This is a genomic window from Acinetobacter indicus CIP 110367, assembly GCF_000488255.1.
In the GTDB taxonomy this organism is placed as follows: domain Bacteria; phylum Pseudomonadota; class Gammaproteobacteria; order Pseudomonadales; family Moraxellaceae; genus Acinetobacter; species Acinetobacter indicus.
Genome location: NZ_KI530745.1, coordinates 43604 through 65830 on the forward strand (window position 1 = coordinate 43604; position 22227 = coordinate 65830).

Sequence of the window (22227 nt, forward strand, 5' to 3'; positions counted from 1 at the left end):
TTTACAAACTTTAAATCGTCGCTTCTGTCGAAAAAAGTTCGATTGTCAATAAAGTGTCACTACTAAATGAGAGTATTTTTCTGTATAATTTGCCCTCAAATTTAAAGCGTATCGAATTTACATGTCAGATATTAAAACTCTCCGCAACATCGCGATTATCGCGCACGTTGACCACGGTAAAACCACTCTTGTAGATAAACTTTTACAACAATCAGGTGCTCTCGGTGAACGAGCGGGCGAGATTGAGCGTGTCATGGATTCAGGCGCTATTGAAAGTGAACGTGGTATTACCATTCTTGCAAAAAACACTGCAATCAAATGGTTAGATAAACGTACCGATACTGAATACCGTATCAACATCGTGGATACCCCGGGACACGCCGACTTCGGTGGTGAAGTTGAACGTGTCATGTCGATGGTGGATTGCGTACTTCTTCTGGTTGACTCACAAGAAGGTCCAATGCCACAAACCCGTTTCGTAACGCAAAAAGCGTTCGCACGTGGTTTGAAGCCAATCGTGATCATCAACAAGGTCGACAAGCCAAACGCGCGTCCTGACTGGGTGATTGACCAGGTATTCGATTTGTTCGACAACCTGGGTGGTACTGACGAGCAGCTAGACTTCCCGGTGGTATATGCGTCTGGTTTACGTGGTGTTGCTGGTCCATCTCCAGAAGAACTGGCTGAAGACATGACACCGTTGTTCGAAACCATCGTAGACATTGTTGAACCACCAGCAGTTGATGTTGATGGTCCATTCCAAATGCAAGTATCTTCACTTGACTATAACAGCTTCGTGGGTGTAATCGGTGTTGGTCGTATCCAGCGTGGTTCTGTAAAACTGAACACACCTGTCACTGTCATCGACAAAGACGGTAAAACACGTAACGGCCGTATCTTAAAAATCATGGGTTACCACGGTTTAGAGCGTATTGATGTAGATTCTGCATCTGCGGGTGACATCGTATGTGTAACCGGTATGGACGAGCTGCATATTTCTGACACCATCTGTGATCCGAAAAATGTTGAAGCATTACCACCGCTTTCTGTAGACGAACCAACCGTATCGATGACATTCCAGGTCAACAACTCGCCGTTCGCGGGTAAAGAAGGTAAGTTCGTGACCTCACGTAACATCCGTGAACGTCTAGACCGCGAATTGATTCACAACGTTGCACTGCGCGTTGAAGATACTGACAGTCCTGACCGTTTCAAAGTGTCTGGCCGTGGTGAACTTCACCTGTCAGTTCTGATTGAAAACATGCGTCGTGAAGGTTTCGAGATGGGTGTATCTCGTCCGCAAGTGATCTTGAAAGAGATTGATGGCGAAATGCAAGAACCGTACGAAAACGTGACTTTTGACGTTGAAGAACAGCACCAAGGCGCTGTGATGGAACAAATGGGTAACCGTAAAGGTGAGATGACCAATATGGAAGTGGATGGTAAAGGCCGTATCCGTATTGAAGCAACTGTTCCTTCACGTGGCCTGATTGGTTTCCGTTCTGAATTCATGACCATGACGTCTGGTACCGGTATCATGACCTCTAGCTTCTCGCACTACGGTCCAATGAAACAGGGTTCTGTAGCAAAACGTCAAAACGGTGTACTGATTTCTATGGTTCAAGGGACTTGCTTGGGCTATGCACTGTTCAGCTTGCAAGACCGTGGCCGTCTATTCGCTAAACCTCAGTTAGAAGTTTACGAAGGTATGATCGTGGGTATTAACTCTCGTTCAGATGATATGGTGGTGAACCCAACCAAAGCGAAACAGTTAACCAACGTACGTGCATCTGGTACGGATGATGCGTTAACTCTGGTTCCTGCAATTGAATTCACACTTGAACAAGCACTTGAATTCATTGAAGACGACGAGCTGGTTGAAGTAACGCCGAAGTCAATCCGTATCCGTAAGCGTTACCTGACTGAAAACGAACGTAAGCGTAACAAATCTTAATTTTAAAAATTAAGACGAAAAAAGAAACCGCCAGGTCCACTTGGCGGTTTTTTTTTGTATTAAATGTTCTAAAACTACTGGGAAATAATTGAAAAAAGCGTACATTAAGCAGAAATCAAATCCTAGTAATTATGTATACTTCATCACATAAATAAAGATATATTCTGGAGCGCATATGAGCATTTTAAAAGAATTTAGAGAGTTTGCTATTAAAGGCAACATGATGGACCTGGCAGTTGGTGTCATCATTGGTGGTGCATTCGGTAAGATTATTGATTCACTGGTAAAAGACGTGATCATGCCGCTGATTTCATGGATTTTAGGGGGTGAGGTCGACTTCACCAATAAATTCCTGATTCTGGGCGATAACCCGAACAATGTGCAAACCCTGGCTGCAGCCCAGGAAGCCGGTCTGAACATTTTCCATTATGGTAATTTCCTGACCATCTTCATTAACTTCCTGTTATTGGCCTGGGTGGTGTTCTGGTTGGTGAAACTGATGAACAAAATGCGCCGTAAGCAGGAAGCAGAGCCAGAACCGGCAGCAACTCCAGAAGATATCGAATTACTGCGTGAAATTCGTGACGAATTGAAAAAACGTCCGCAGGCGTAATTGAAAGCAAAAGAAAACGGCGCAAAGGCGCCGTTTTTTTATAGAATCCCTCCCAACCTCCCTTTAATAAAGAGAGGAGAAGTCCCCCTTTGCCAAAGGGGGATTTAGAGGGATTAAAAATCCATCCGGAATTTAATTTCCACCAAATGAAAACCAAACTGGCTTTTGACCGGACCATGCAACACCCGTTCAGCAGCCGTAAAGACCAGTTTATCAATCACTGGGACCAGTTGGCCTTTTTTCACTTCACCGAGTTCGCCGCCACGTTTGGCTGAGTTGCAGGTGGAATACTGTTTGGCAATTTTGGCAAAGTCTGCACCTGCTTGCAGCTTCTTTTTCAGCTGCTCGGCAGTATCTTTATCTTTTACCAGAATATGACGGACGATGGCCGTTTTCATGGGTATTACCTCGCTGTATGTTTTGGCTTGCTGGTTTTAGGACGAGCCAGTTTGACTTTCTTCAGCGGTTGACACTCCGGGCAAAACACTGAGGCGCGCTGACCAAGCTTGAGATTTTCCAGTGTGGTTTCACAGTTGACACACATTTCACCGGCACGACCATAGGCCAGCAGGGTTTGCTGAAAATAGCCATTTTCGCCCATGGCATTGCTATAGTCGCGTAAGGTCGATCCACCCAAATCAATGGCCTGTTTTAAAATCCGCTTGATCTCCAGGGTCAGCTGTTCAATCTGTTCCAGACTTAAGCTCGACGCCGGTTGTGCCGGGTGAATGCCCAGATTAAACAGACTTTCTGTGGCGTAAATATTGCCCACGCCCACCACCACATGGTTATCCATGATTGCAATTTTAATGCCGACATTTTTGTTTTTCAGTTTATCGGCCAGATAGTGAGCATTGAAAGCATCACTTAAAGGTTCAGGCCCGAGCGTATCAATCAGTTTGCTTTGCGAGTTTTCATCTAGCCAGAGAATACAGCCAAAACGGCGCGGGTCGTGGTAGCGCAGCTGAATATCATCAAACTGGATAATCAGATGATCATGTTTGCGCAGTTCGGCCTCGGGCTCACATAGGCGGAAGCTGCCGGACATGCCCAGATGCCACAGCATGCTGTCCTGTTCAAACTGGGCCAGAATATATTTGGAGCGACGGGTCAGGTTCAGTAGTTTTTGCCCGACCAGTTTGTGTAGATCGTCTGGAATTGGCCAGCGTAAGCTGGACTGGCGTACCTGCACGGCGTGCACACGCTGTTCTAGCAGCGGTAATAAACTGGTTTTGGTGGTTTCAACTTCAGGTAATTCAGGCATGGGCAGGCTTCGGCATGAGGATGCAGCTAATATCGGGTTGAATCTTGAAAAATACAAGACAGAGCAAGGCTGCATTATAAAGTGAATTGCCGTACCGCGCAGCCGGATCAGTCTTGCGGCTCAAACTGAACATTCACAGAAAAATAAAAGCGATTCAGCGTCCAGGTAAAAAAATGTAAGCCTGCACATCATTAATGTTGAAAATCACATGCCGCCCACAAAAAAACGCCAAGATAGGGCAAAACAAAAATGAGTTATCCAGATGAGGAGCAACATGCATACGCCGCAACACATCATCGAGATCTGTCAGCAGCAGCAACGTCAATTGAATCTGTTTCTCGATTTAGACGGCACTCTGGCCGATTTTCAGCTTGACCCGCAGCACAGTTTTATTCCCACCTCGACTTTAAACACCCTGGCCGAATTATTGCAGTTGGGGATTCCGGTGAGTGTGGTTACTGGCCGTTCCATTGAGATGGCCAGACAGCTGTTACAGCAGTTACCGCTGCCGATTGCTGAGTTACATGGATTACAAATTTGGTGGAATAGTACAAAGAAATTACAACTTGATTTAAGTCATATTAATTATAAGCAGCTCCGGGCAGACCTGAGTCAGGCCTGTCGCGCCTACCCGAATTTACGTATTGAGGATAAGCAGTTTTCGGTAGCCCTGCACTACCGGGAATATCCAGAGCTTGCGCCGGTTGCACAGCAGATTATGGCGGTGCTGCAAGTGCGTTATCCTCAACTTAAGCTCAAGCAGGGCAAGTGTGTGGTCGAGCTTTTGCCTCAGCAAGCGAGTAAAGGTTTTGCAATTAGTCGCTTACTGGAAGCAATGCCAGAAAACAGCACTTTTCCCATTTTTATTGGTGATGATGTGACGGATGAAGATGGATTTGCCGTGGTCAATCAGCATCAGGGTTTGAGTATTAAAGTTGGTGAAGGCGAGACACTGGCCCGCTATCGGCTGGCCAATACCCAAGCGGTGGCGGAGTTGCTGCATTTAATAAAAATACATTGCGAAACAGGAGCAATGACCATCAAAAGAGGATGTGAGGGTAAAAATGTCAAAGCTAATCGTGTTATCCAATCGGGTCAGTTTACCGAATCCTGAAAAAAAAGCCGCAGGTGGTCTGGCGGTGGCCATGCAAGATGCACTGCATGATATTGGCGGGGTCTGGGTGGGCTGGAATGGTGAAAGAGTCGAGCAATTTTCCCAGCTGAAATTCGACTCGGTGCAGCATCAGGGTGTGGAATATCTGACCAGCCCCTTAACTGAACAGCAGTACCAGCAATATTACTGTGGCTTTGCCAACAATGCCTTGTGGCCGGCCATGCATGATCGCAGCGATTTAATTGAATACTCCACAGACGAATATCTGACTTATCAGGAAGTCAATCGCATGTTTGCCGAACAGCTACAGGCGATTGCTGAGCCGGATGATGTGATCTGGGTGCATGACTATCATTTTTTCAGTATCGCCCGGCATTGCCGCCAGTTAGGCATGCATAACAAGATTGGTTTTTTCCTGCATATTCCTTTTGCCCATGAAGCGGTGTGGCGGGAAATTCCGGTGGCATCACGTTTACTGCAAGACCTGTGTGAATATGATGTAGTTGGACTGCAAACCCAGCGCGATCAGCAGCAATGTATGCGCATTTGCCAGACCATGCTCAGTGGTGAGGAAATTCATCCTTATATCCTGCGTTATCAGAATAAGCTGACCATGATGAAGAGTTACCCCATCGGGGTGAATCCAGACCTCATCCAGCACGCGGCCGCTCAGCCCTTAACGAGCACCCAAGATATCTTTGATTTTGACTCCCTGGCCCAACAAAAAACTATTATCGGCGTTGACCGGATTGATTATTCCAAAGGGCTGCTAGAACGTTTTGATGCTTTTGCCCATTTCCTGGCTTCTTATCCTGAATATCACCAGCAGGTGGTGGACCTGCAAATTGCCTGTCCATGCCGCATGGATATTCCCGCCTATCAGCGCCTGTACCAGCGTTTAGAAGACCAGATTGCCGCCATTAACAGCCAATATGCTACAGCAGACTGGTTGCCGGTGAATTGCAGTCATCAGACCTTGGCACATGAAGTGCTGATGAAAATTTACCGCCAGTCGGATATTTGCTGGGTCACTTCGTTAAAAGACGGTATGAATTTGGTGGCCAAAGAATATATTGCCGCTCAGGATGCCGATAATCCGGGCGTGCTGATTCTGTCCGATAAAGCCGGTGCCGCAGACCAGATGCCGGATGCACTAATTGTGAATCCACATGACCGCGAGGCCATGACGCGAGCCCTGAAACAGGCACTGGAGATGCCGCGAGCAGAGCGGATACAGCGTTACAGTCGCTTAATGGATGGTCTGAAAAAATTTGATATTGTCGACTGGCGTACTACTTTCTTAAATGATCTGCGCCATAACAGCTTCCTGTATCACTACAAGATGCCGCTTCGCGCCCAGGTCTCGCCGGTGATTCACTAATACGTTAACAATTTTCAATATTTATCTGCCCAGCCACGTGCTAAATCTAAACAGGGTCATCAGTTAAAAACATCAACATCGCCGTACCGTGACTGCAAGTTTGGCTACTCATGCCCGCTTGTGGTCACTGTGCTGGCAATGATGACAACCGGATAGATTGAGAACAATTATATATTTGGAATATAGAACCACTATGGACCAGATTCTGGCTGAATTTGAACAGCAGACAGCGCCTACCGCCGAAGATTACGTCACCACACTACGCCGTTTGCTGGCAGTATCACCTGAATTTCCTCATCCGGGCAGGGGGCAAACCCTGCTGCGCTGGCAACTGCTGGCCAAAGTTGCGGCCACCGATTTAACTTTGGTGAAATGGCTGGAATCACATTTCGATGCGCTGAGTATTTTAAACGAACTACAGATTCAGTCCGTTCCGGCGGGCTGGTGGGCAGTCTGGGCCGCGGAAGGCCATCCACAACCTGTACAGTATGAGCAGGGCTATTGTTCCGGTTATAAGGCTTGGTGCTCGGCGGCATATGCGGTGGATTTTGGTTTAATGACTTATCGCGGTGCAGATGGCCAGTCACAATTATTGATGGTCGAGATGCAGCAGCCTTCAATCCAAGTAGATGATAGCAGTTGGCAAGCCATCGGTATGCAGCAGACGGCCACAGCAACTGTTCATTTTCAGCACACTCCAGCCACACGCATTGCACAACCCGGAGATTATCTGAATCGGTCGGGCTTCTGGCATGGTGCAGCCGGTGTTGCGGCCTGCTGGTATGGTGCTACAGTACGTCTGGCTGAATATTTACAGCAGCATGTGCAGCAGAAAACCCATGCCTATCATGAATTGTATTTGGGCGAAGTCAGTACCCGACTGGCCGTGACACGACAGTTTTTTACCCATGTGGCTGCCCAGATAGATGCAGCGCCGGCACACAGCCATGAACTGATCATCCGGATGTTACGCGCCCAAGTTGAGGATACTGCGCTATTGGTACTGGAAAAGGTCGGAAAAGCGCTAGGCGCACGACCTTTTTGCGAGCAGGCACATTTTGCCCGGTTGGCTGCCGACTTGCCGGTATTTTTGCGCCAGAGTCATGCTGCTTTTGATCTGGCTGCAATTGGCCGCTTATCGCTACAGGAGGGGCAAACATGGCAACTCTGATCGATCCGGTAGTCGGTGACCGGAAAATCTATGGTAGCGGTACCGATCAGGCGCAGTGGCTCAATTGGTCCGGACTGACCGGGCTGCCGGATTTGAATCTGACGCAGCACTTTCCTGAGCGTGGCCGGGTACTAATTTTCGCGCCACATCCCGATGATGAAATTCTCGGTTGTGCGGGTCTGATGCAGCAACTGGCCGCGGCAGGGCGTGAACTGCTGCTGGTTGCAGTAACCAATGGTACCGGCAGCCATCCTCGGTCAAAACGTTATAGCGTTGAGCAGCTGAATGTGCTGCGGCCACAAGAAAGTCTGAATGCCTTGGCGGTGCTGGGACTGGAACATAAGGTCCAGCGCATTGCCCTGAACATTGCAGATGGCCAGGTGATGCAGGCTGAATCCGAACTGTTGCAGCAGCTACAAAACTGGGTGCAGCCTGAGGATATTCTGGTGACCACCTTCGCTCAAGATGGCCATCCCGATCATGAAGCCACCGGACGGGTGGTGCAGCACTGGGCCAGACAGCACCGGCAGCGCTGTTATCAGGTGCTGATTTGGGCCTGGCATTGGGCCATACCGGCAGATGCACGGATTCCCTGGGCACAGGCACGAAAAATCCATTTAACCGCGCAGCAGCTGGCCTTAAAACAGCAAGCGATTCAGTGTTTTAAAACCCAGATCAAGGCTGATGATACTATTCACCAGCCGCCAATTTTATCGGCAAAAACTATTTCACGACTCTTAATCCCGTACGAGGTCTATATTGATGCGACTGAACACGGATGACTATTTTGACCAGCTGTATCAGGACAATGATGATCCCTGGCACTATCAGCAGCGCTGGTATGAGCAGCGTAAACGGCAGCTGTGTCTGGCGGCCTTGCCGCAGGCGCGGTTTCAGCGGGTACTGGAAATTGGCTGCAGCAATGGCATCTTCAGTGAATTGCTGGCTCCGCGTTGTCAGCAGCTCATCTGTGTAGATGCCAACCGTCGTGCGGTTGAACTGGCACAGGCCCGTCTGGCGAGGTTTGCGCATGTGCAGGTGCGGCAACAACGTGTCCCTGAAACCCATCTGGCGCTGGAAAATGATAGTCTATTTGATCTGATTATTCTCAGTGAAGTGGCCTATTACCTGCGTCCGGCCGAATTAGTGCAGCTAATGCAGCAGCTGCAGCAGTGTTTAAGTGCAGACGGTACGCTGCTGGCCTGTCACTGGCGTTACCCGATTGCAGGCTTTGAGCTGAATGGCGATCAGGTACATGCCTGTTTAAGGCAACAACTGGCACTGCATCATTATTTGCAGATGAATGATCCGGATTTTCTGCTCGATCTCTGGACTCAAGATGCACAATCTGTGGCTGCGCGGGAGGGACTGAAATGAGGATGGCGGTGGTGGTGCCTGCCTATAACGAAGCCGAAACGCTGGGCGCCTGTCTGGCGGCTATTCAGCAGGCCATTGCACAATTACCGCCCGTTGTGTCTGAAGTAAAGGTGCTGGTGGTGCTGGACAGTTGTGATGATCAGTCTGTTGAAATTGTACAACAGGCCGGAATCGACTACTTGTGTTGTGAAGTACGCTGTGTTGGTAAGGCACGGGATTTGGGCGTGCGCGCCATGATTGCCAAAGGTGCTGACTGGATTGCCTGTACCGATGCCGATACCCAGGTTGATGCGCAGTGGTTATCTGCACAATATGCCCATCAGCCGGCAGCACTGATTTGTGGCGTGGTTGAAATTAAAGACTGGTCGCCTTTATCTGCGGCCGCCCGGCAGAAATATCTGCGCCATTATCAGGATAAAATGGACCATCGGCATGTGCATGGGGCCAATCTCAGTTTTTCTGCTGCGGCCTATTTAAAAGCCGGTGGTTTTCAGGCCAGCAGCTGTCATGAAGATGTGCAGCTGGTCAAGCAGATGCAGTGCTTAAACCTGCCGATTGTCTGGAGCAACCAGGTACGGGTCACCACCAGCAGTCGTCTGGACAGCCGGGTCAGTGATGGTTTTGCCGCCTATTTGAACCGGCTGGAACAGGCTTGTCGCGCTGCGTCTGAAGTGTGATCGATCGTGCAAAAAATGGCTGTCATCGGGCTGACAAAAACACAGCGTATTTTGATCAACCCCACAGTTTAATTCGGTTACATAAAGCGGTAAAAATAAACAGCTTTTAGCCAATTCGGCCGTCTATCTCGGTTAGAATAATTTTCATGAAAATCATAAGGCAGGATCGCCCCATGGCATTATTATTTGAACCTATCCATTTTGGCACGCTTGAATTAGACAACAGAATTATTATTGCCCCCATGTGCCAATATTCGGCCAATGACAAAGGCGAGCTCAGCTATTGGCATGAGCAGCAATGGGCCAACTATGCCTTGTCGGGTGCCGGTTTATGTATTATTGAAGCCACGGCGGTGCAGCCAGAAGGGCGGATCAGCTATGCCGATTTAGGCCTGTGGAATGATTTGCAGCGTGCGCAGATGAAAGCCTTGCTGGCCAAAGTCAAAACCTTGTCACCAATGCCATTTGCAGTGCAGCTGGCGCATGCTGGACGTAAGGCATCTACCGATAAACCGTGGCTGGGCAAAGACCAGTTTGCGCCGGATCATGCCCAGGGCTGGCAAACCGTATCGGCCAGTAATTTGCCGTTTAACCCGACCGATCATGCCCCCCATGCACTAAGTCTGAATGAAATTGAACAGGTAATTGCCGACTTTGCCAGTGCTGCGGTGCGTGCAGTGGATGCCGGCTTTGATTTAATTGAAATCCATGCTGCCCATGGCTATCTGCTGCATCAGTTTATGTCGCCGTTATCCAATGTCCGAGATGATGAATATGGCGGCAGTTTTGAAAACCGGATTCGTTTAACCCTGGAGGTATTCCAGGCCATGAAACAGGTGGTGCCAGAAGGTTATCCGATTGGGGTGCGTCTGTCTGCTACCGACTGGATGGATGCGCAGGGCGGCTGGAATATCCAGTCTACGGTCGGGGTAGCTAAAGCGCTGGAACAGTTGGGTGCGGCCTATATTCATGTGTCCAGTGCCGGTCTGCATGCCCAGCAGAGTATCGAGATTGGGCCAAGCTATCAGGTGCCTTTTGCTCATGCCATTAAACAGGCGGTGCACCGTATTCCGGTGATTTCAGTGGGCCTGATTACCGAAGCGGTGCAGGCTGAAGAAATTCTGCAAAATCAGTATGCAGATGCCATTGGACTGGCACGAGCGATGCTTTATGATCCACGTTGGCCGTGGCATGCTGCCGCTGAACTGGGCGGGCAGATTGCCATCGCGCCGCAATACTTGCGCTGTCAGCCGCATGGTTTAAAAGATTTATTCCATCCATTTCCTGTTCAGGAATAAGCAACAGCAGCATCAGGGATGATGCATTTTAGATCTCGTTCTAGAGAAGGAAGGCACTTTTGTTGCTTAATATTTTACTGCCCTTGGTGGCAGTACTGGCGCTGGGCTATAGCAGCGTACGTACCAATTTTCTGGCGGCCACGCATATTCAGGCGCTGAGCCAGTTTGTGATGAAGGTTTCACTGCCAGCCTTTTTACTGTATGCCCTGGCCAGTAAAGACCTGGCCGAAATCTGGCATCCCGGTTATTTTATTGGTTATGGGCTGGGCTCGCTGATCCTGTTTTTTCTGGCGTTAGTTATTTATAAAACCTACTTCCGGCATAGCCTGACCCACGCCAGTGTGCTGTCGATGGGCGCGTCGATGTCCAATACCGGCTTTATTGGCACGGCTATTTTAACCCTGCTGATTGGCAGTCATTCCGCCATTTATCTGTCATTAACTCTAATTATTGAAAACCTGATTATTGTGGCGATGGTGCTGTTTCTGGCCGAAGCCGGTTTGCAAAAGCAAAACCATCATCTTTCGGCGTTATATCTGAAAACCTTAAAAAGTTTGCTAAAAAATCCGGTGATTCTGTCGATTATTGCCGGGATGGCCTGTGTCTTGCTCAATTTAAAACTACCGGACAGCATCAATCAGATTCTGGAGATGCTCGGCAAAACTGCATCGCCGTTGGCTTTATTTGTGATTGGCGGCAGTCTGGTCGGAATGCGCCTGCATTCGGTCAATCTGCAAAGTGTGCTGCTGGTCGGGATGAAAGTCCTGCTGATGCCGCTGGTTATTTTCACCTTGTTGTGGAGTTTGCCCAATGTCAGCTCAGAAATGCTGTTTGTTGGTACGTTGCTGGCGGCATTGCCGATGCCTGTGGCCTTTGGGATTTTTGGCCAGAATTATGGCCTGAATGAACAGGCACTCCAGCCTTTAATTATGAGTACGGTCCTGGGTTTAATCGGGGTGGCTTTCTGGTTAAGTCAGTCATCGCATTTTCTTTAAATCTTATGTATCCCAAATAAAAAAGCCCGGTCATCGGGCTTTTTTCGGTCAGCCGCATTAGCTTTTCTTGGCTGCTGCTTTTGGTGGATTCTTGGCTTGATCGGCAATCATCTTGTCCACCACAGCCAGCGATTCTTTGGCTTGCGGGACATTTTCCTTGGCTAGGGCAGAGAAAATCTTTTTCGCTTCCGGCAGGTTTTGCGGCACGATGTTGCCATTGGTAAACATATTGCCAACCGCCATCAGCGCTGGAATATAGCCTTTTTGTGCTAAATCCTGAATGCTCTTTAAGCCTTGCTGAATGGGTGCTTCATTTTTGTTTTTAAAGCCCAGGCTAATGTCATATAAGGCTTTGGCATGAATGGCCTGATTGTTGCCTTTTTTAATGAGGGGTTCCAGTAATTGTAGGCCTTTTTTATCTGAATCGGCTTTGTTTTCCGAGAAATACACTACGGCTAAATCAATGGTGGCATCATGAAAGCCTTGTGATGAAGCTTTTTGCAGATACTGTTTGGCCTTATTGGTATCCTGTTTTAGACCCAAGGTACCGGTCAGATGGTTTTTACCGAGTACATAATTCGCCACAGGATAGCCTTTTTTCGCGGCCTGCTCATATAGCTCGATGGCTTTCTTTTCATTTTTGGCCGTGCCTTGGCCGGTTTGGGTCAAATAGCCCAGATTATAAATCGCTTGCGGATTACCGGTTTTGGCCAGTTTGTCTAATTCCTGATAGGCACCGCTCAGGTTGTTGGCTTTGACCATGGCTTCAATTTTGGCGAAAGCCGGATCGGTTGGAATGCTGTTATTGCTGTTGGCGAGGGTAAATTGAGTCGAAAGGGCAATCAGACTTGCCAAAATCAGTTTTTTCATCGTTGTATAAAACCTTGTATCAATGACCACATAATTCCATTTATGTGTGGGGAATAAATTGTCACTCATCATCATAAGATGAAATCAAAGAATGTAAATATAGATGTATCGGAATCCGGTAATTTTTTCAAACCACGTAGGAACAATAATAAAAAAATCCTGAATTTAAGGATTGCTTCAATTTGTAAATTGAAGCTGAAAAGAAGGATGTTGTTCTATTCTATTGAAGGCATGAAACCAGATTTGATTTAAATCTGGTTTCAAAAAGATTAACTTGCAGCGATTGATTATTTGGGTTGAAGGTCAGTAAGAGTAGGTTCTTGTGCCGTAAGAACAGGCACACGTGCCAGGAAATAATAGAAAGTAGCACCCAGGAATGCACCAATAAACCAGTTAAAAGGGGCTAAATGCTGTAAAGCTGGGACAAGAGTAAAGACTAATCCAATGACAACGGCAGGAGCAAGTGCAGCAATCGCTTTCGGATTGAAGCCACCTTTATACCAATAAGCGCCTTCTTTTTGCTCATTAAATAGATCTTCCACAATAACTTTTTGTTTTTTCAAAAAATAGAAATCAGCAATCAGAATACCAAATAATGGTCCAATAAAGGCGGCCAGTACATCAAGCGTGTAGTGAATCAGTTCTGGTGAGTTAAATAGATTCCATGGGGTAATCAATACTGAACCAATGGCTGCAATCATGCCTCCTGTACGGAAACTGAGTTTTTGCGGGAAGATATTCGAGAAATCAAAACCAGCAGAAACGAAATTTGCCACAATATTAATTCCAATAGTGGCTGTTAAGACGGTGAATAGGCCTAGAACAACAGCAAAAGTATTATCAATCATGACGACTGTTTCAAGCGGATCAGTGACCATCTTACCAAACAGGCTATATGTACCTGATACCGTGACCACAGTAATAAGTGAGAAGAAAATAAAGTTAAATGGCAGGCCCCAGAAATTACCTTTTTTCACATGTTGCATAGATTTTCCATAGCGTGAAAAGTCACCAAAGTTCAGTAATGGACCTGAGAAGTAAGACACGACCAGTGCAATGGCAACCAGTATTTGCATAACTTGCTCAGAAACACTTAATGTTTTACTGCCTAAATTAAAGGAAATATTGGACCAGCCGACTTGCATGACCAGCCATCCTGCCAAAGCCAGCATGACCACATAAACCAATGGGCCTGCCCAATCAATAAATACCTTTATTGTACTCATCCCTTTCCAGAACACTAAGGCCTGTAAGAACCACATAATGCCAAAACAGATCCAGCCAATTGCCGAAAGCCCTGCAAAGCTGGACTCAGTTAGTGGACTGAGACTTGGGAAAAATTTTAATAGAATTAGCATGAGGGCATTAGATGCAAGCCAGGTCTGAATACCGTACCAGGCCACAGCAATAATGCCTCGGATTAACGCTGGAATATTGGCACCAAATACGCCAAAAGACTGACGGGCAATCACAGCATAAGGTACACCTGCAACCTGGCTGGGTTTTGCAACTAAATTGGCTGCAATCTGGACAATCACAATACCTACAATAAGTGCTACGAAAACCTGCCAACTGGCAAGTCCAAGAGCAAATAAGCTGGCTGCAACCAGATAGCCACCCATACTGTGGACATCAGACATCCAGAAAGAAAAAATGTTGTACCACGTCCAATTTTGTTTTGCGGGTATCAAGTCTTCATTGCTGAGTTTAGGACTGTAATTTGAATTATTCATAGTTATCCGTTGGCGTTTACTTTTGCTGGATTGAGCAGAATTTATGCCAAGTTAGATCATATTTATTTTAAGTCTTTGAAAGAATTCGTCTTATAGAGTGTAGTGGTGTACTTCTTGCTTATAGTTTGAAGATGAGTCCCACAATAAATTCTAGTTTTTGAATTATTTTTAATTAAATCAAAGTGAAAATAAGCGATGAGTGTAAAAATTCAGGTCATTAATCCGAATACATGTATCGAAATGACGCAGGCCATAGGCATTGCTGCACAGCAGGTAGCTGGGCCAAATGTAGATATTATTGCGGTTTCTCCGCAGCAGGGTATTGCTTCTATTGAAGGGCACTATGATGAAGCAATTGCTGCCATAGGCGTACTTGAGTTGATTCAACAAGGGAAGCAGAGCAATGTAGATGGCCATGTGATTGCATGCTTTGGAGATCCAGCTTTACATGCTGCCCGTGAAATTGCAGAAGCCCCTGTCATTGGTATTGCAGAATCGGCTTTTCATATGGCAACTCTCATTGCTACCAAGTTTTCAATTGTGACGACTTTGCCGCGTACAAAAATTATTGCTGAACATTTATTGCAGCAATACGGATTTGCTCAACACTGTGCACAGATCCGTTGTATCGATTTACCGGTATTGAGCTTGGAAAATGATAAGGACTTTGCTTATACCAAGTTACTTGAAAGTTGTCGTGAAGCAAAAGCGCAGGATGGAATTGGAGCAATTGTATTAGGCTGTGGCGGAATGGCTGAAATGGCTGAACAGGTGTCTAGAGAAATCAATATTCCGGTTATTGATGGGGTGCGTGCTGCAGTTAAGTTATTAGAGGCCTTACATGGAATGGGACTGAAAACCAGTAAGTGGGGTGATTACGATTATCCGAATCAAAAATAATCGGCTTGAAATCAACAACCTCTCTTAGAGAGGTTGTTGATTTGAATTCTGTTCTTATTGCGGCCGCGCCACATCACCGCTTAAAGCTTCAGGTAAATCCAGAACCGTTACATCCATCTCGGCTAAGGCATCCGGTTTTGCTACCACCAAAGCTTGATAACCGCTATCAATAGTCAGGCTATTCACCACTTCTACATCATTGTTCAGTTTGCTGGCGATAGCCGGAGCACCGCCTGTACCTTGAATCAGATGCAGCCAGTGTTTTGGCTTGGCTTTAAACCATAAACGGGCAATCACTTCCTGACCCAAATAACAGCCTTTGTCATAATGAATGCCTTCACGTTGATGCAAACGTAGTTCCTGTGGCTGGAACAGTTCCGCGGTGCTGGCCTGAATCCAGGCCTGACCACTTTCAAGCGCCTGTAATTGCCATGCTTGAATATCCTGTTCAGTACTTGTGAACTGGGTGCTTAAACCGTTTACGACCGGATAAACCTGACCGGCTTCTTCCAGTTTCATTTTCGAGAAAGCACCAAACTTTTTAATGTGTTTGGCAAAGTCTTCAGCTTGATCGGCCGTTACTACAATTTCAAACTGTTCAGCATTCTGTTTGGTCAGCCATAAACCAAACAGAATACGGCCTTTCAGGCTACAAATTGCAGTATAACGGGTTTCGGTTTGCGGCAGTTTTTCGACATCTACCGTGACTTGACCTTGTAAGAATTTTTGCGCATCTACACCGTTTAAAGTGAATGCAGAGAAAGTCAGATTACTCATGTTCTAATCTCGAAACCGTATCTAATACTAAAGAATGAGGTTAATTTTGCGCTATTTTTCAAAAAAAATCATATTTCTGGCCAGAATTTTCTATTAGATGTAACCAAATTTTTCAAAAATGTATTATTTTTAACTTAAGTTTATGAAATATATGAAATTTGGGAAATAGGCTTCGGACAGCGTACAATGCCAAGCAGCATGAATGTTAAACAACAAAACTTTGAAAGAAGAAGTCAGAACAAGGCAGGTACGCTATGAATAACAACTACCGTAAACCGCTGCAAGGCACCCCGCTAGAATATTATGATGTGCGACAAGCCGTTGAAGATATTCAGCCAGGCGCATATGCCAAACTTCCTTATACCTCCAAAGTGCTGGCCGAGCAGTTGGTGCGTCGTTGTGATCCAGCCATTTTAGAGCAGTCCTTACGCCAGCTGATTGAACGCAAGCAGGAGCATGATTTTCCATGGTATCCAGCACGTGTAGTCTGTCATGATATTTTGGGGCAAACGGCACTGGTCGATCTTGCCGGTCTGCGTGATGCCATTGCCGATCAGGGCGGTGATCCATCCAAAGTCAATCCGGTGGTGCCAACCCAGCTGATTGTCGATCACTCACTGGCGGTGGAATACGGTGGATTTGATCCGGATGCATTTGAGAAAAACCGTGCAGTCGAAGACCGTCGTAATGAAGACCGTTTCCATTTTATTGAATGGACCAAAACAGCCTTTAAAAATGTCGATGTGATTCCGGCAGGCAACGGCATCATGCACCAGATTAACCTGGAAAAAATGTCACCGGTAATTCAAAACCGTGATGGCGTAGCATTCCCGGATACCTGCGTGGGTACAGACTCGCATACCCCGCATACCGATGCGCTAGGCGTGATTTCAGTCGGTGTGGGTGGCTTAGAAGCTGAAAACGTGATGCTTGGCCGTGCTTCTTGGATGCGTCTGCCGGACATTATTGGGGTGGAATTGGTTGGTCAGCGTCAGCCGGGCATTACTGCAACAGATATCGTGTTGGCGTTAACTGAATTCCTGCGTAAAGAGCGTGTGGTCGGTGCCTATTTAGAGTTCTTTGGTGAAGGTGCGGACAGCATGTCAGTGGGTGATCGTGCCACCATCTCCAACATGACCCCTGAATATGGTGCAACCGCTGCGATGTTCTATATTGATCAGAACACCATCGACTATTTAACCCTGACCGGTCGTGAGCCTGAACAAGTCAAACTGGTTGAAACCTATGCCAAAGAAATTGGGCTTTGGGCAAGCGACATGACACAGGCGGAATATCCACGTGTGCTGCGTTTCGACTTATCAACGGTAACCCGTAATATTGCAGGGCCATCCAATCCACATGCACGTGTATCCACAAGTGACTTAAAAGAAAAAGGCATTGCCGGTATTGTTGAACAGCGTACCGATGGTTTGATGCCAGATGGTGCCATCATCATTGCCGCGATTACCTCATGTACCAATACCTCAAACCCACGTAATACCGTTGCGGCAGGTTTGCTGGCACGTAAAGCCAATGAACTTGGTTTAGTACGAAAACCATGGGTGAAGTCGTCATTTGCACCGGGGTCTAAAGCGGCTGCGCTGTATTTGGAAGAAGCCGGTGTACTGAAAGACTTAGAAAAACTCGGTTTTAGTATTGTGGCTTATGCATGTACCACCTGTAACGGGATGTCAGGTGCGCTTGATCCAAAGATTCAGCAAGAAATTATTGACCGTGACCTGTATGCGACTGCGGTGCTGTCGGGCAACCGTAACTTTGATGGTCGTATTCATCCGTATGCAAAACAGGCTTTCCTCGCATCTCCGCCACTCGTGGTTGCTTATGCGATTGCCGGAACCATTCGTTTTGACATCGAAAAAGATGCGTTGGGCACCGACCAGAACGGTAATCCAATTTATCTGAAAGATATCTGGCCATCGGATGAAGAAATTGATGCATTGGTCAAAACTTCGGTGAAGCCTGAGCAGTTCCAGAAAGTCTATATTCCAATGTTTGATTTGGGCGAAGTGGAGCAGGCGGCAAGTCCGCTATATGACTGGCGTCCGCAAAGTACTTATATTCGCCGTCCACCATATTGGGAAGGCGCGCTGGCTGCACCGCGTACTTTGGCCAATATGCGTCCGCTGGCAATTTTGGGCGATAACATTACCACTGACCATTTATCACCATCTAATGCAATTATTCTGGATTCGGCGGCAGGTGAATATCTGGCGAAAATGGGCTTGCCTGAGGAAGATTTTAACTCCTATGCCACCCACCGCGGTGATCACTTGACGGCACAACGTGCAACGCTGGCCAACCCGAAATTGTTTAATGAAATGGTGGTACGTTCTGACGGTACCATTAAGCAAGGTTCCAAAGCGCGTGTCGAGCCTGAAGGCGAAGTAATGCGGATGTGGGAAGCGATTGAAACCTATATGAATCGTAAACAGCCGCTGATTATTGTTGCCGGTAAAGACTACGGCCAAGGCTCAAGCCGTGACTGGGCGGCTAAAGGTGTACGCCTTGCTGGTGTTGAAGCGATTGTGGCAGAAGGTTTTGAGCGTATTCACCGAACTAACCTGGTTGGGATGGGTGTATTGCCGCTTGAGTTTAAGCCGGGCACAGACCGTAAAACTCTAGGTTTGGATGGTACTGAACTTTATAGCGTGATTGGTAATATCGCGCCACGTTCGACGTTGACTTTGGTGATTGAGCGTTCCACCGCTGATGGTAAAAACCAGATTCTGGAAGTGCCAGTAACTTGTCGTTTGGATACGGAAGAAGAGGTTTCTGTGTATGAAGCGGGTGGGGTATTACAGCGCTTTGCACAGGATTTCTTGGAAGGGAATATTTAAGTAATCCACCCCAACCCTCCTTTGATAAAGGAGGGAGTTTCCCCTCTTTTTAAAAGAGGGGTTAGGGGAGATTAGGATATTTAATTTCGTCTAAAGTATTTAAATTAAAAACACCATAAATATTGCAAAATCAGATTAAATTTTTAGTGTTTGAATTTTGATATGTATTTAATAAATAAAAACAAAGCCATAAAATGGGGAGTTATTTTACTTATTCTATCCTTCCCTTTTTGGTTTACCTTTTTTACTGGGTATATTATAGGTAAGTCATATCATTGGCCTTCTTCTTTAGAAGGAATCCCAAATCTTTTAGCACTATTGAATGCATGTTTTTATGTTTGTGCGATATGGGTTATTTTAAAAATTGAAAAAAAAGCCATTCTTCGATTTTGTTTGATCGTATCTTATACTTTAGTGGCTTTATTTATAGGTTTTTTGAGTGGTTGGGCAGGAATCCTTTATTCAGGGTATTGCTGTTGAATGAGGGAAAAATAAATTTTTTCCTAGAAGTATCTGTCTATGAAGCGGGTGGGGTGTTACAGCGATTTGCGCAGGACTTCTTGGAAGGGAATGTGGCTTAATTATTAAATGAATCCTCCCCAACCCTCCTTTAAGAAAGGAGGGAGTTTCTCTTTTTTTCTTATGCCATGTATGGCTCAGGGTTAGGGGGAGATTAAAGTTATTGAAATTGTTTAAAAACGCTCTAATGTACATTGGGGCGTTTTTTATTGGTGCTTACAGAGAAGATTCGAAGGAGTCCTTAAGAACAGCTTTGTGCAACAAAGCCAAATCAAACTAATAAAATTTTTCAGATATAAGAAAGAGGAAATAAAGATGGCATTTCAAAAAGAACCGATGACAGATGAAGCGATTGATATAATCACATCTACATTTGAAAAGTTCGAAGATAATCATATTAATTTATTAAGGAGAAGATCAAGTGCTCTTGATAAAGTACATAGTCCTGGCTGGGTTGTGGATAAAGTGACAGGAGATTTTTTAATAGCAGGTTCTGGTGTTCCTCAAACATCAAATAGATATTATTATTATTACAATGGTCAGATATTTAAACTGTTAATACAAAGTGCTTATTATGGTGGGGTTTTAGAAAGTATTAATAGGGTTGATTATAAAGAAATAAAAAATATTAGCGATGATTTTAAAATTAAATTGATAGATGCATTTATGGAGTTAGAGAAAGATAATCAGCGAGGTGGAAAGCTAACATTAGGGGAAGAGCAATGAGTTTAACAGTAGGTGAAGCACAATTACAATTAAATACACCAAAAACTATTTCAGAACTCTTTGAAATTGTCGCTAATGTTAGTAGTGATTTAAATGAATATGGTGGAAATAAAATACAGGCAGGTGATACTTTTATTTTATTTAGCGGTAACTTATCTGATGGGACAAAAACAAGCGATATAGAAGCAGAAATTGCTAGTTGATCCTAGCCAAAATAATGGACAGTACTTCCCTCTAAAGATAACGTAACGTTAACTTTGGAGATACAAGAAATGGCCAAACGTTTTAGTCCTGAATGGCTTTGTTGCACAAAGATTTCATAACTATATGATTTTAGAAGTTTTGATTATTTTTTGATCCAAAATTAAATTTATTTAAATCAGATGCTTACATATTTATGCAACAAAGCCGTCCTGAATTTAAACAGCAAGCAATTGATTATGCACTTTCAAACTTACACGAGTCTGTAGCTGCAATCGCCCAGAAATTAGGTGTGGGTTATTCAACATTAGATAAATGGATTCGTGAAACCAATCCGGCAGGTTCAAGCAAACGTCAACTTTCACCAGAACAACAGCGGATCTTGGAATTAGAGAAAGAAGTCAAACAGCTCAGGGAAGCCAATGACATCTTAAAAAAAGCGCATGTGTACTTTCTGACAGATCATTCCAAGAAAAGTACACGGTAATTCAAGATCTAGCTGTGAATGGAGTCACTGTATCTTCTGTCTGTAAATGCCTGGGTGTCAGCACTTCAGGCTATTATGCCTGGCGAAAACGCCAGGCCAATACAGCGCAAAAATATAATGATTTAAAAGCCGTATATTGGCAGCATCCTGCACGATTGGGTGCACCTTCATTGGTACATGACATGCATGATTTAGGTTACAGCATGAGCGAACGAACCGTTGGAAGAATGCTTAAAAAGCTTGGTTTACGTAGCAGGATTGCACGTAAATACAAGCATACGACAGATTCAAACCATCGTTTGCCTACAGCACCAAATCTGTTGGAGCGTCAATTTACAGTCATTCAGCCTAACAAGGTTTGGACAACGGATATTACCTACATCCATACCACGCAAGGTTGGCTGTATTTATGTGTGATGCTGGATCTATTTAGTCGTCGTATTGTGGGTTGGCAAACCAGCCATCGAATAGACCGTCAATTGGTGTGTGATGCATTTAATTGTGCAATGGCTCGTCAGGGTTATCCAACGGGTGTCATGGTGCATTCCCTTGCGAAGCAGTGCTTCTCAGGCTCACAGTACTGTAGTCGTGATTTTAGGGTGCTATTATTAACGAATAACTGTATTCAAAGTATGTCACGCAGGGGGAACTGTTGGGATAATGCAGTGACCGAAAGCTTCTTTCATACATTGAAAGGTCATGTGATACATGGCAGTGTGTTTGCCACTCGAAAAGAGGCGACTGCTGTCTTGTTTGACTATATTGAGATTTATTACAATCGGGTCAGAAGGCATTCCGCAAACGGCTGGTTAAGCCCAGAAGCATTTGAACAGAAACATTTTAAGAGTTTAGAGGGACCGACTGTCCACAATACTGTCTAGGATCATTTTAAAAATTAAATAAGAATAAAAAAATCTTTTCCTGATTGCGGGATTTAATACCAAATTAATTAGCATCTACAACTCAAATTGGAAAAATTTCTTATTAAATTTCTATAAAGCCAGCTTAATTTTCTATCAAAATTATCCTTCGCCCAAACGCCATCATCACTCGTCGAAATGGACAATAGACAATCATCACAGATTGGTTATACTGAATAGACCATTTCTAAATCATACGGAGAACAAAGATGGTAACTGCAGGCGACAAGCCAGGAACAGGCTTCTATTTTTGTGTCCAATGCGGACATCGCGTTTACTTAGAAATTGGTACAGACCGTTTACCCCCGTGTACCAAATGCCAAGGCAATCAATTTAACAATAAGAATGCCTAAGCAACAGCACTCAAACAGTTACCCTCTGTTTTGAATGAA

At 45.5% G+C, this 22227-nt stretch carries 22 protein-coding genes and 1 pseudogene; 18 read left to right on the forward strand and 5 right to left on the reverse strand.

Annotated elements, in window-relative coordinates:
• The first annotated feature begins 121 nt into the window (after positions 1–121).
• A complete protein-coding gene (gene typA, locus P253_RS00230) occupies positions 122–1954 on the forward strand; it encodes a translational GTPase TypA (protein WP_005175828.1) in 1833 nt (610 codons plus the stop codon).
• 175 nt (positions 1955–2129) lie between these two features.
• Positions 2130–2567, forward strand: a complete 438-nt coding sequence (mscL, locus tag P253_RS00235) for a large conductance mechanosensitive channel protein MscL (protein WP_016659821.1) — start codon at positions 2130–2132, stop codon at positions 2565–2567.
• Between the two features lie 113 nt (positions 2568–2680).
• Here the strand turns inward: mscL and P253_RS00240 are convergent, their stop codons facing one another.
• Both P253_RS00240 and mutM read right to left on the reverse strand, forming a co-directional pair.
• Positions 2681–2965, reverse strand: coding sequence for a peptidylprolyl isomerase (locus P253_RS00240; RefSeq protein WP_005175832.1), 285 nt, complete (start codon positions 2963–2965; stop codon positions 2681–2683).
• A gap of 5 nt (positions 2966–2970) precedes the next feature.
• Positions 2971–3831 carry a bifunctional DNA-formamidopyrimidine glycosylase/DNA-(apurinic or apyrimidinic site) lyase gene (gene mutM / locus P253_RS00245; RefSeq protein WP_016659822.1) on the reverse strand — a complete coding sequence of 287 codons (861 nt, stop codon included), beginning with the start codon at positions 3829–3831 and terminating at the stop codon, positions 2971–2973.
• Positions 3832–4105: 274 nt separating this feature from the next.
• On the opposite strand from mutM, the gene otsB reads away from it, so the two are divergent.
• The 8 genes from otsB (at position 4106) to P253_RS00285 (ending at position 11844) form a co-directional block, all read left to right on the forward strand.
• Complete coding sequence (gene otsB / locus P253_RS00250) at positions 4106–4945, forward strand: trehalose-phosphatase (protein ID WP_016659823.1); 840 nt, start codon at positions 4106–4108, stop codon at positions 4943–4945.
• Positions 4896–6326 (forward strand): alpha,alpha-trehalose-phosphate synthase (UDP-forming), encoded by a 1431-nt coding sequence (locus tag P253_RS00255; RefSeq protein ID WP_016659824.1) that lies wholly within the window; start codon positions 4896–4898, stop codon positions 6324–6326. The genes otsB and P253_RS00255 overlap by 50 nt, the downstream gene beginning before the upstream one ends.
• Before the next feature lie 193 nt (positions 6327–6519).
• Entirely contained in the window at positions 6520–7497 is a 978-nt protein-coding gene (locus tag P253_RS00260) for a hypothetical protein (RefSeq protein ID WP_016659825.1), read from the forward strand.
• Positions 7485–8279 (forward strand): PIG-L deacetylase family protein, encoded by a 795-nt coding sequence (locus P253_RS00265; RefSeq protein ID WP_016659826.1) that lies wholly within the window; start codon positions 7485–7487, stop codon positions 8277–8279. The genes P253_RS00260 and P253_RS00265 overlap by 13 nt, the downstream gene beginning before the upstream one ends.
• Entirely contained in the window at positions 8260–8874 is a 615-nt protein-coding gene (locus P253_RS00270) for an SAM-dependent methyltransferase (protein WP_016659827.1), read from the forward strand. Before P253_RS00265 ends, P253_RS00270 begins: the two co-directional genes overlap by 20 nt.
• Complete coding sequence (locus P253_RS00275; RefSeq protein WP_016659828.1) at positions 8871–9551, forward strand: glycosyltransferase family 2 protein; 681 nt, start codon at positions 8871–8873, stop codon at positions 9549–9551. The genes P253_RS00270 and P253_RS00275 overlap by 4 nt, the downstream gene beginning before the upstream one ends.
• 173 nt (positions 9552–9724) lie before the next feature.
• On the forward strand, positions 9725–10849 hold the full coding sequence (locus P253_RS00280; RefSeq protein ID WP_016659829.1) for an NADH:flavin oxidoreductase/NADH oxidase: 1125 nt from the start codon (positions 9725–9727) through the stop codon (positions 10847–10849).
• A gap of 59 nt (positions 10850–10908) precedes the next feature.
• Positions 10909–11844, forward strand: coding sequence for an AEC family transporter (locus tag P253_RS00285; RefSeq protein WP_016659830.1), 936 nt, complete (start codon positions 10909–10911; stop codon positions 11842–11844).
• A gap of 57 nt (positions 11845–11901) precedes the next feature.
• Here the strand turns inward: P253_RS00285 and P253_RS00290 are convergent, their stop codons facing one another.
• Together P253_RS00290 and P253_RS00295 are read right to left on the reverse strand one after the other, a co-directional pair.
• Positions 11902–12714 (reverse strand): tetratricopeptide repeat protein, encoded by an 813-nt coding sequence (locus P253_RS00290; RefSeq protein WP_016659831.1) that lies wholly within the window; start codon positions 12712–12714, stop codon positions 11902–11904.
• Positions 12715–13001: 287 nt separating this feature from the next.
• Entirely contained in the window at positions 13002–14447 is a 1446-nt protein-coding gene (locus tag P253_RS00295; RefSeq protein WP_016659832.1) for an NCS1 family nucleobase:cation symporter-1, read from the reverse strand.
• A gap of 195 nt (positions 14448–14642) precedes the next feature.
• Between P253_RS00295 and P253_RS00300 the strand changes: the two genes are divergently transcribed.
• Positions 14643–15347 (forward strand): aspartate/glutamate racemase family protein, encoded by a 705-nt coding sequence (locus P253_RS00300; RefSeq protein WP_016659833.1) that lies wholly within the window; start codon positions 14643–14645, stop codon positions 15345–15347.
• A gap of 54 nt (positions 15348–15401) precedes the next feature.
• On the opposite strand, the gene ygfZ is transcribed toward P253_RS00300, so the two are convergent.
• A complete protein-coding gene (gene ygfZ, locus P253_RS00305) occupies positions 15402–16124 on the reverse strand; it encodes a CAF17-like 4Fe-4S cluster assembly/insertion protein YgfZ (RefSeq protein WP_016659834.1) in 723 nt (240 codons plus the stop codon).
• Between the two features lie 254 nt (positions 16125–16378).
• On the opposite strand from ygfZ, the gene acnD reads away from it, so the two are divergent.
• From acnD to P253_RS15330, 7 genes and pseudogenes are all read left to right on the forward strand, one after another.
• Entirely contained in the window at positions 16379–18982 is a 2604-nt protein-coding gene (acnD, locus tag P253_RS00310) for a Fe/S-dependent 2-methylisocitrate dehydratase AcnD (protein ID WP_016659835.1), read from the forward strand.
• Positions 18983–19144: 162 nt separating this feature from the next.
• On the forward strand, positions 19145–19462 hold the full coding sequence (locus tag P253_RS15710; protein WP_155757076.1) for a hypothetical protein: 318 nt from the start codon (positions 19145–19147) through the stop codon (positions 19460–19462).
• Positions 19463–19488: 26 nt separating this feature from the next.
• A pseudogene (locus P253_RS16095) lies at positions 19489–19563 on the forward strand (hypothetical protein); the annotation flags it as partial.
• A gap of 253 nt (positions 19564–19816) precedes the next feature.
• A complete protein-coding gene (locus P253_RS00315) occupies positions 19817–20227 on the forward strand; it encodes a dynein light chain family protein (protein ID WP_016659836.1) in 411 nt (136 codons plus the stop codon).
• Positions 20224–20430 carry a hypothetical protein gene (locus P253_RS00320; protein WP_016659837.1) on the forward strand — a complete coding sequence of 69 codons (207 nt, stop codon included), beginning with the start codon at positions 20224–20226 and terminating at the stop codon, positions 20428–20430. The genes P253_RS00315 and P253_RS00320 overlap by 4 nt, the downstream gene beginning before the upstream one ends.
• Positions 20431–20624: 194 nt before the next feature.
• Positions 20625–21796, forward strand: a protein-coding gene (locus tag P253_RS00330) for an IS3 family transposase (protein ID WP_155757077.1) whose coding sequence is annotated in 2 segments (ribosomal slippage) — positions 20625–20856 and positions 20856–21796 — 1173 coding nt in all. Because the reading frame shifts where the segments join, the coding sequence is not laid out codon by codon here.
• 248 nt (positions 21797–22044) lie between these two features.
• Positions 22045–22188: a zinc ribbon-containing protein gene (locus tag P253_RS15330; protein WP_075167893.1), complete on the forward strand. Its 144-nt coding sequence runs from the start codon at positions 22045–22047 to the stop codon at positions 22186–22188.
• The last annotated feature ends 39 nt before the right edge of the window (positions 22189–22227 follow it).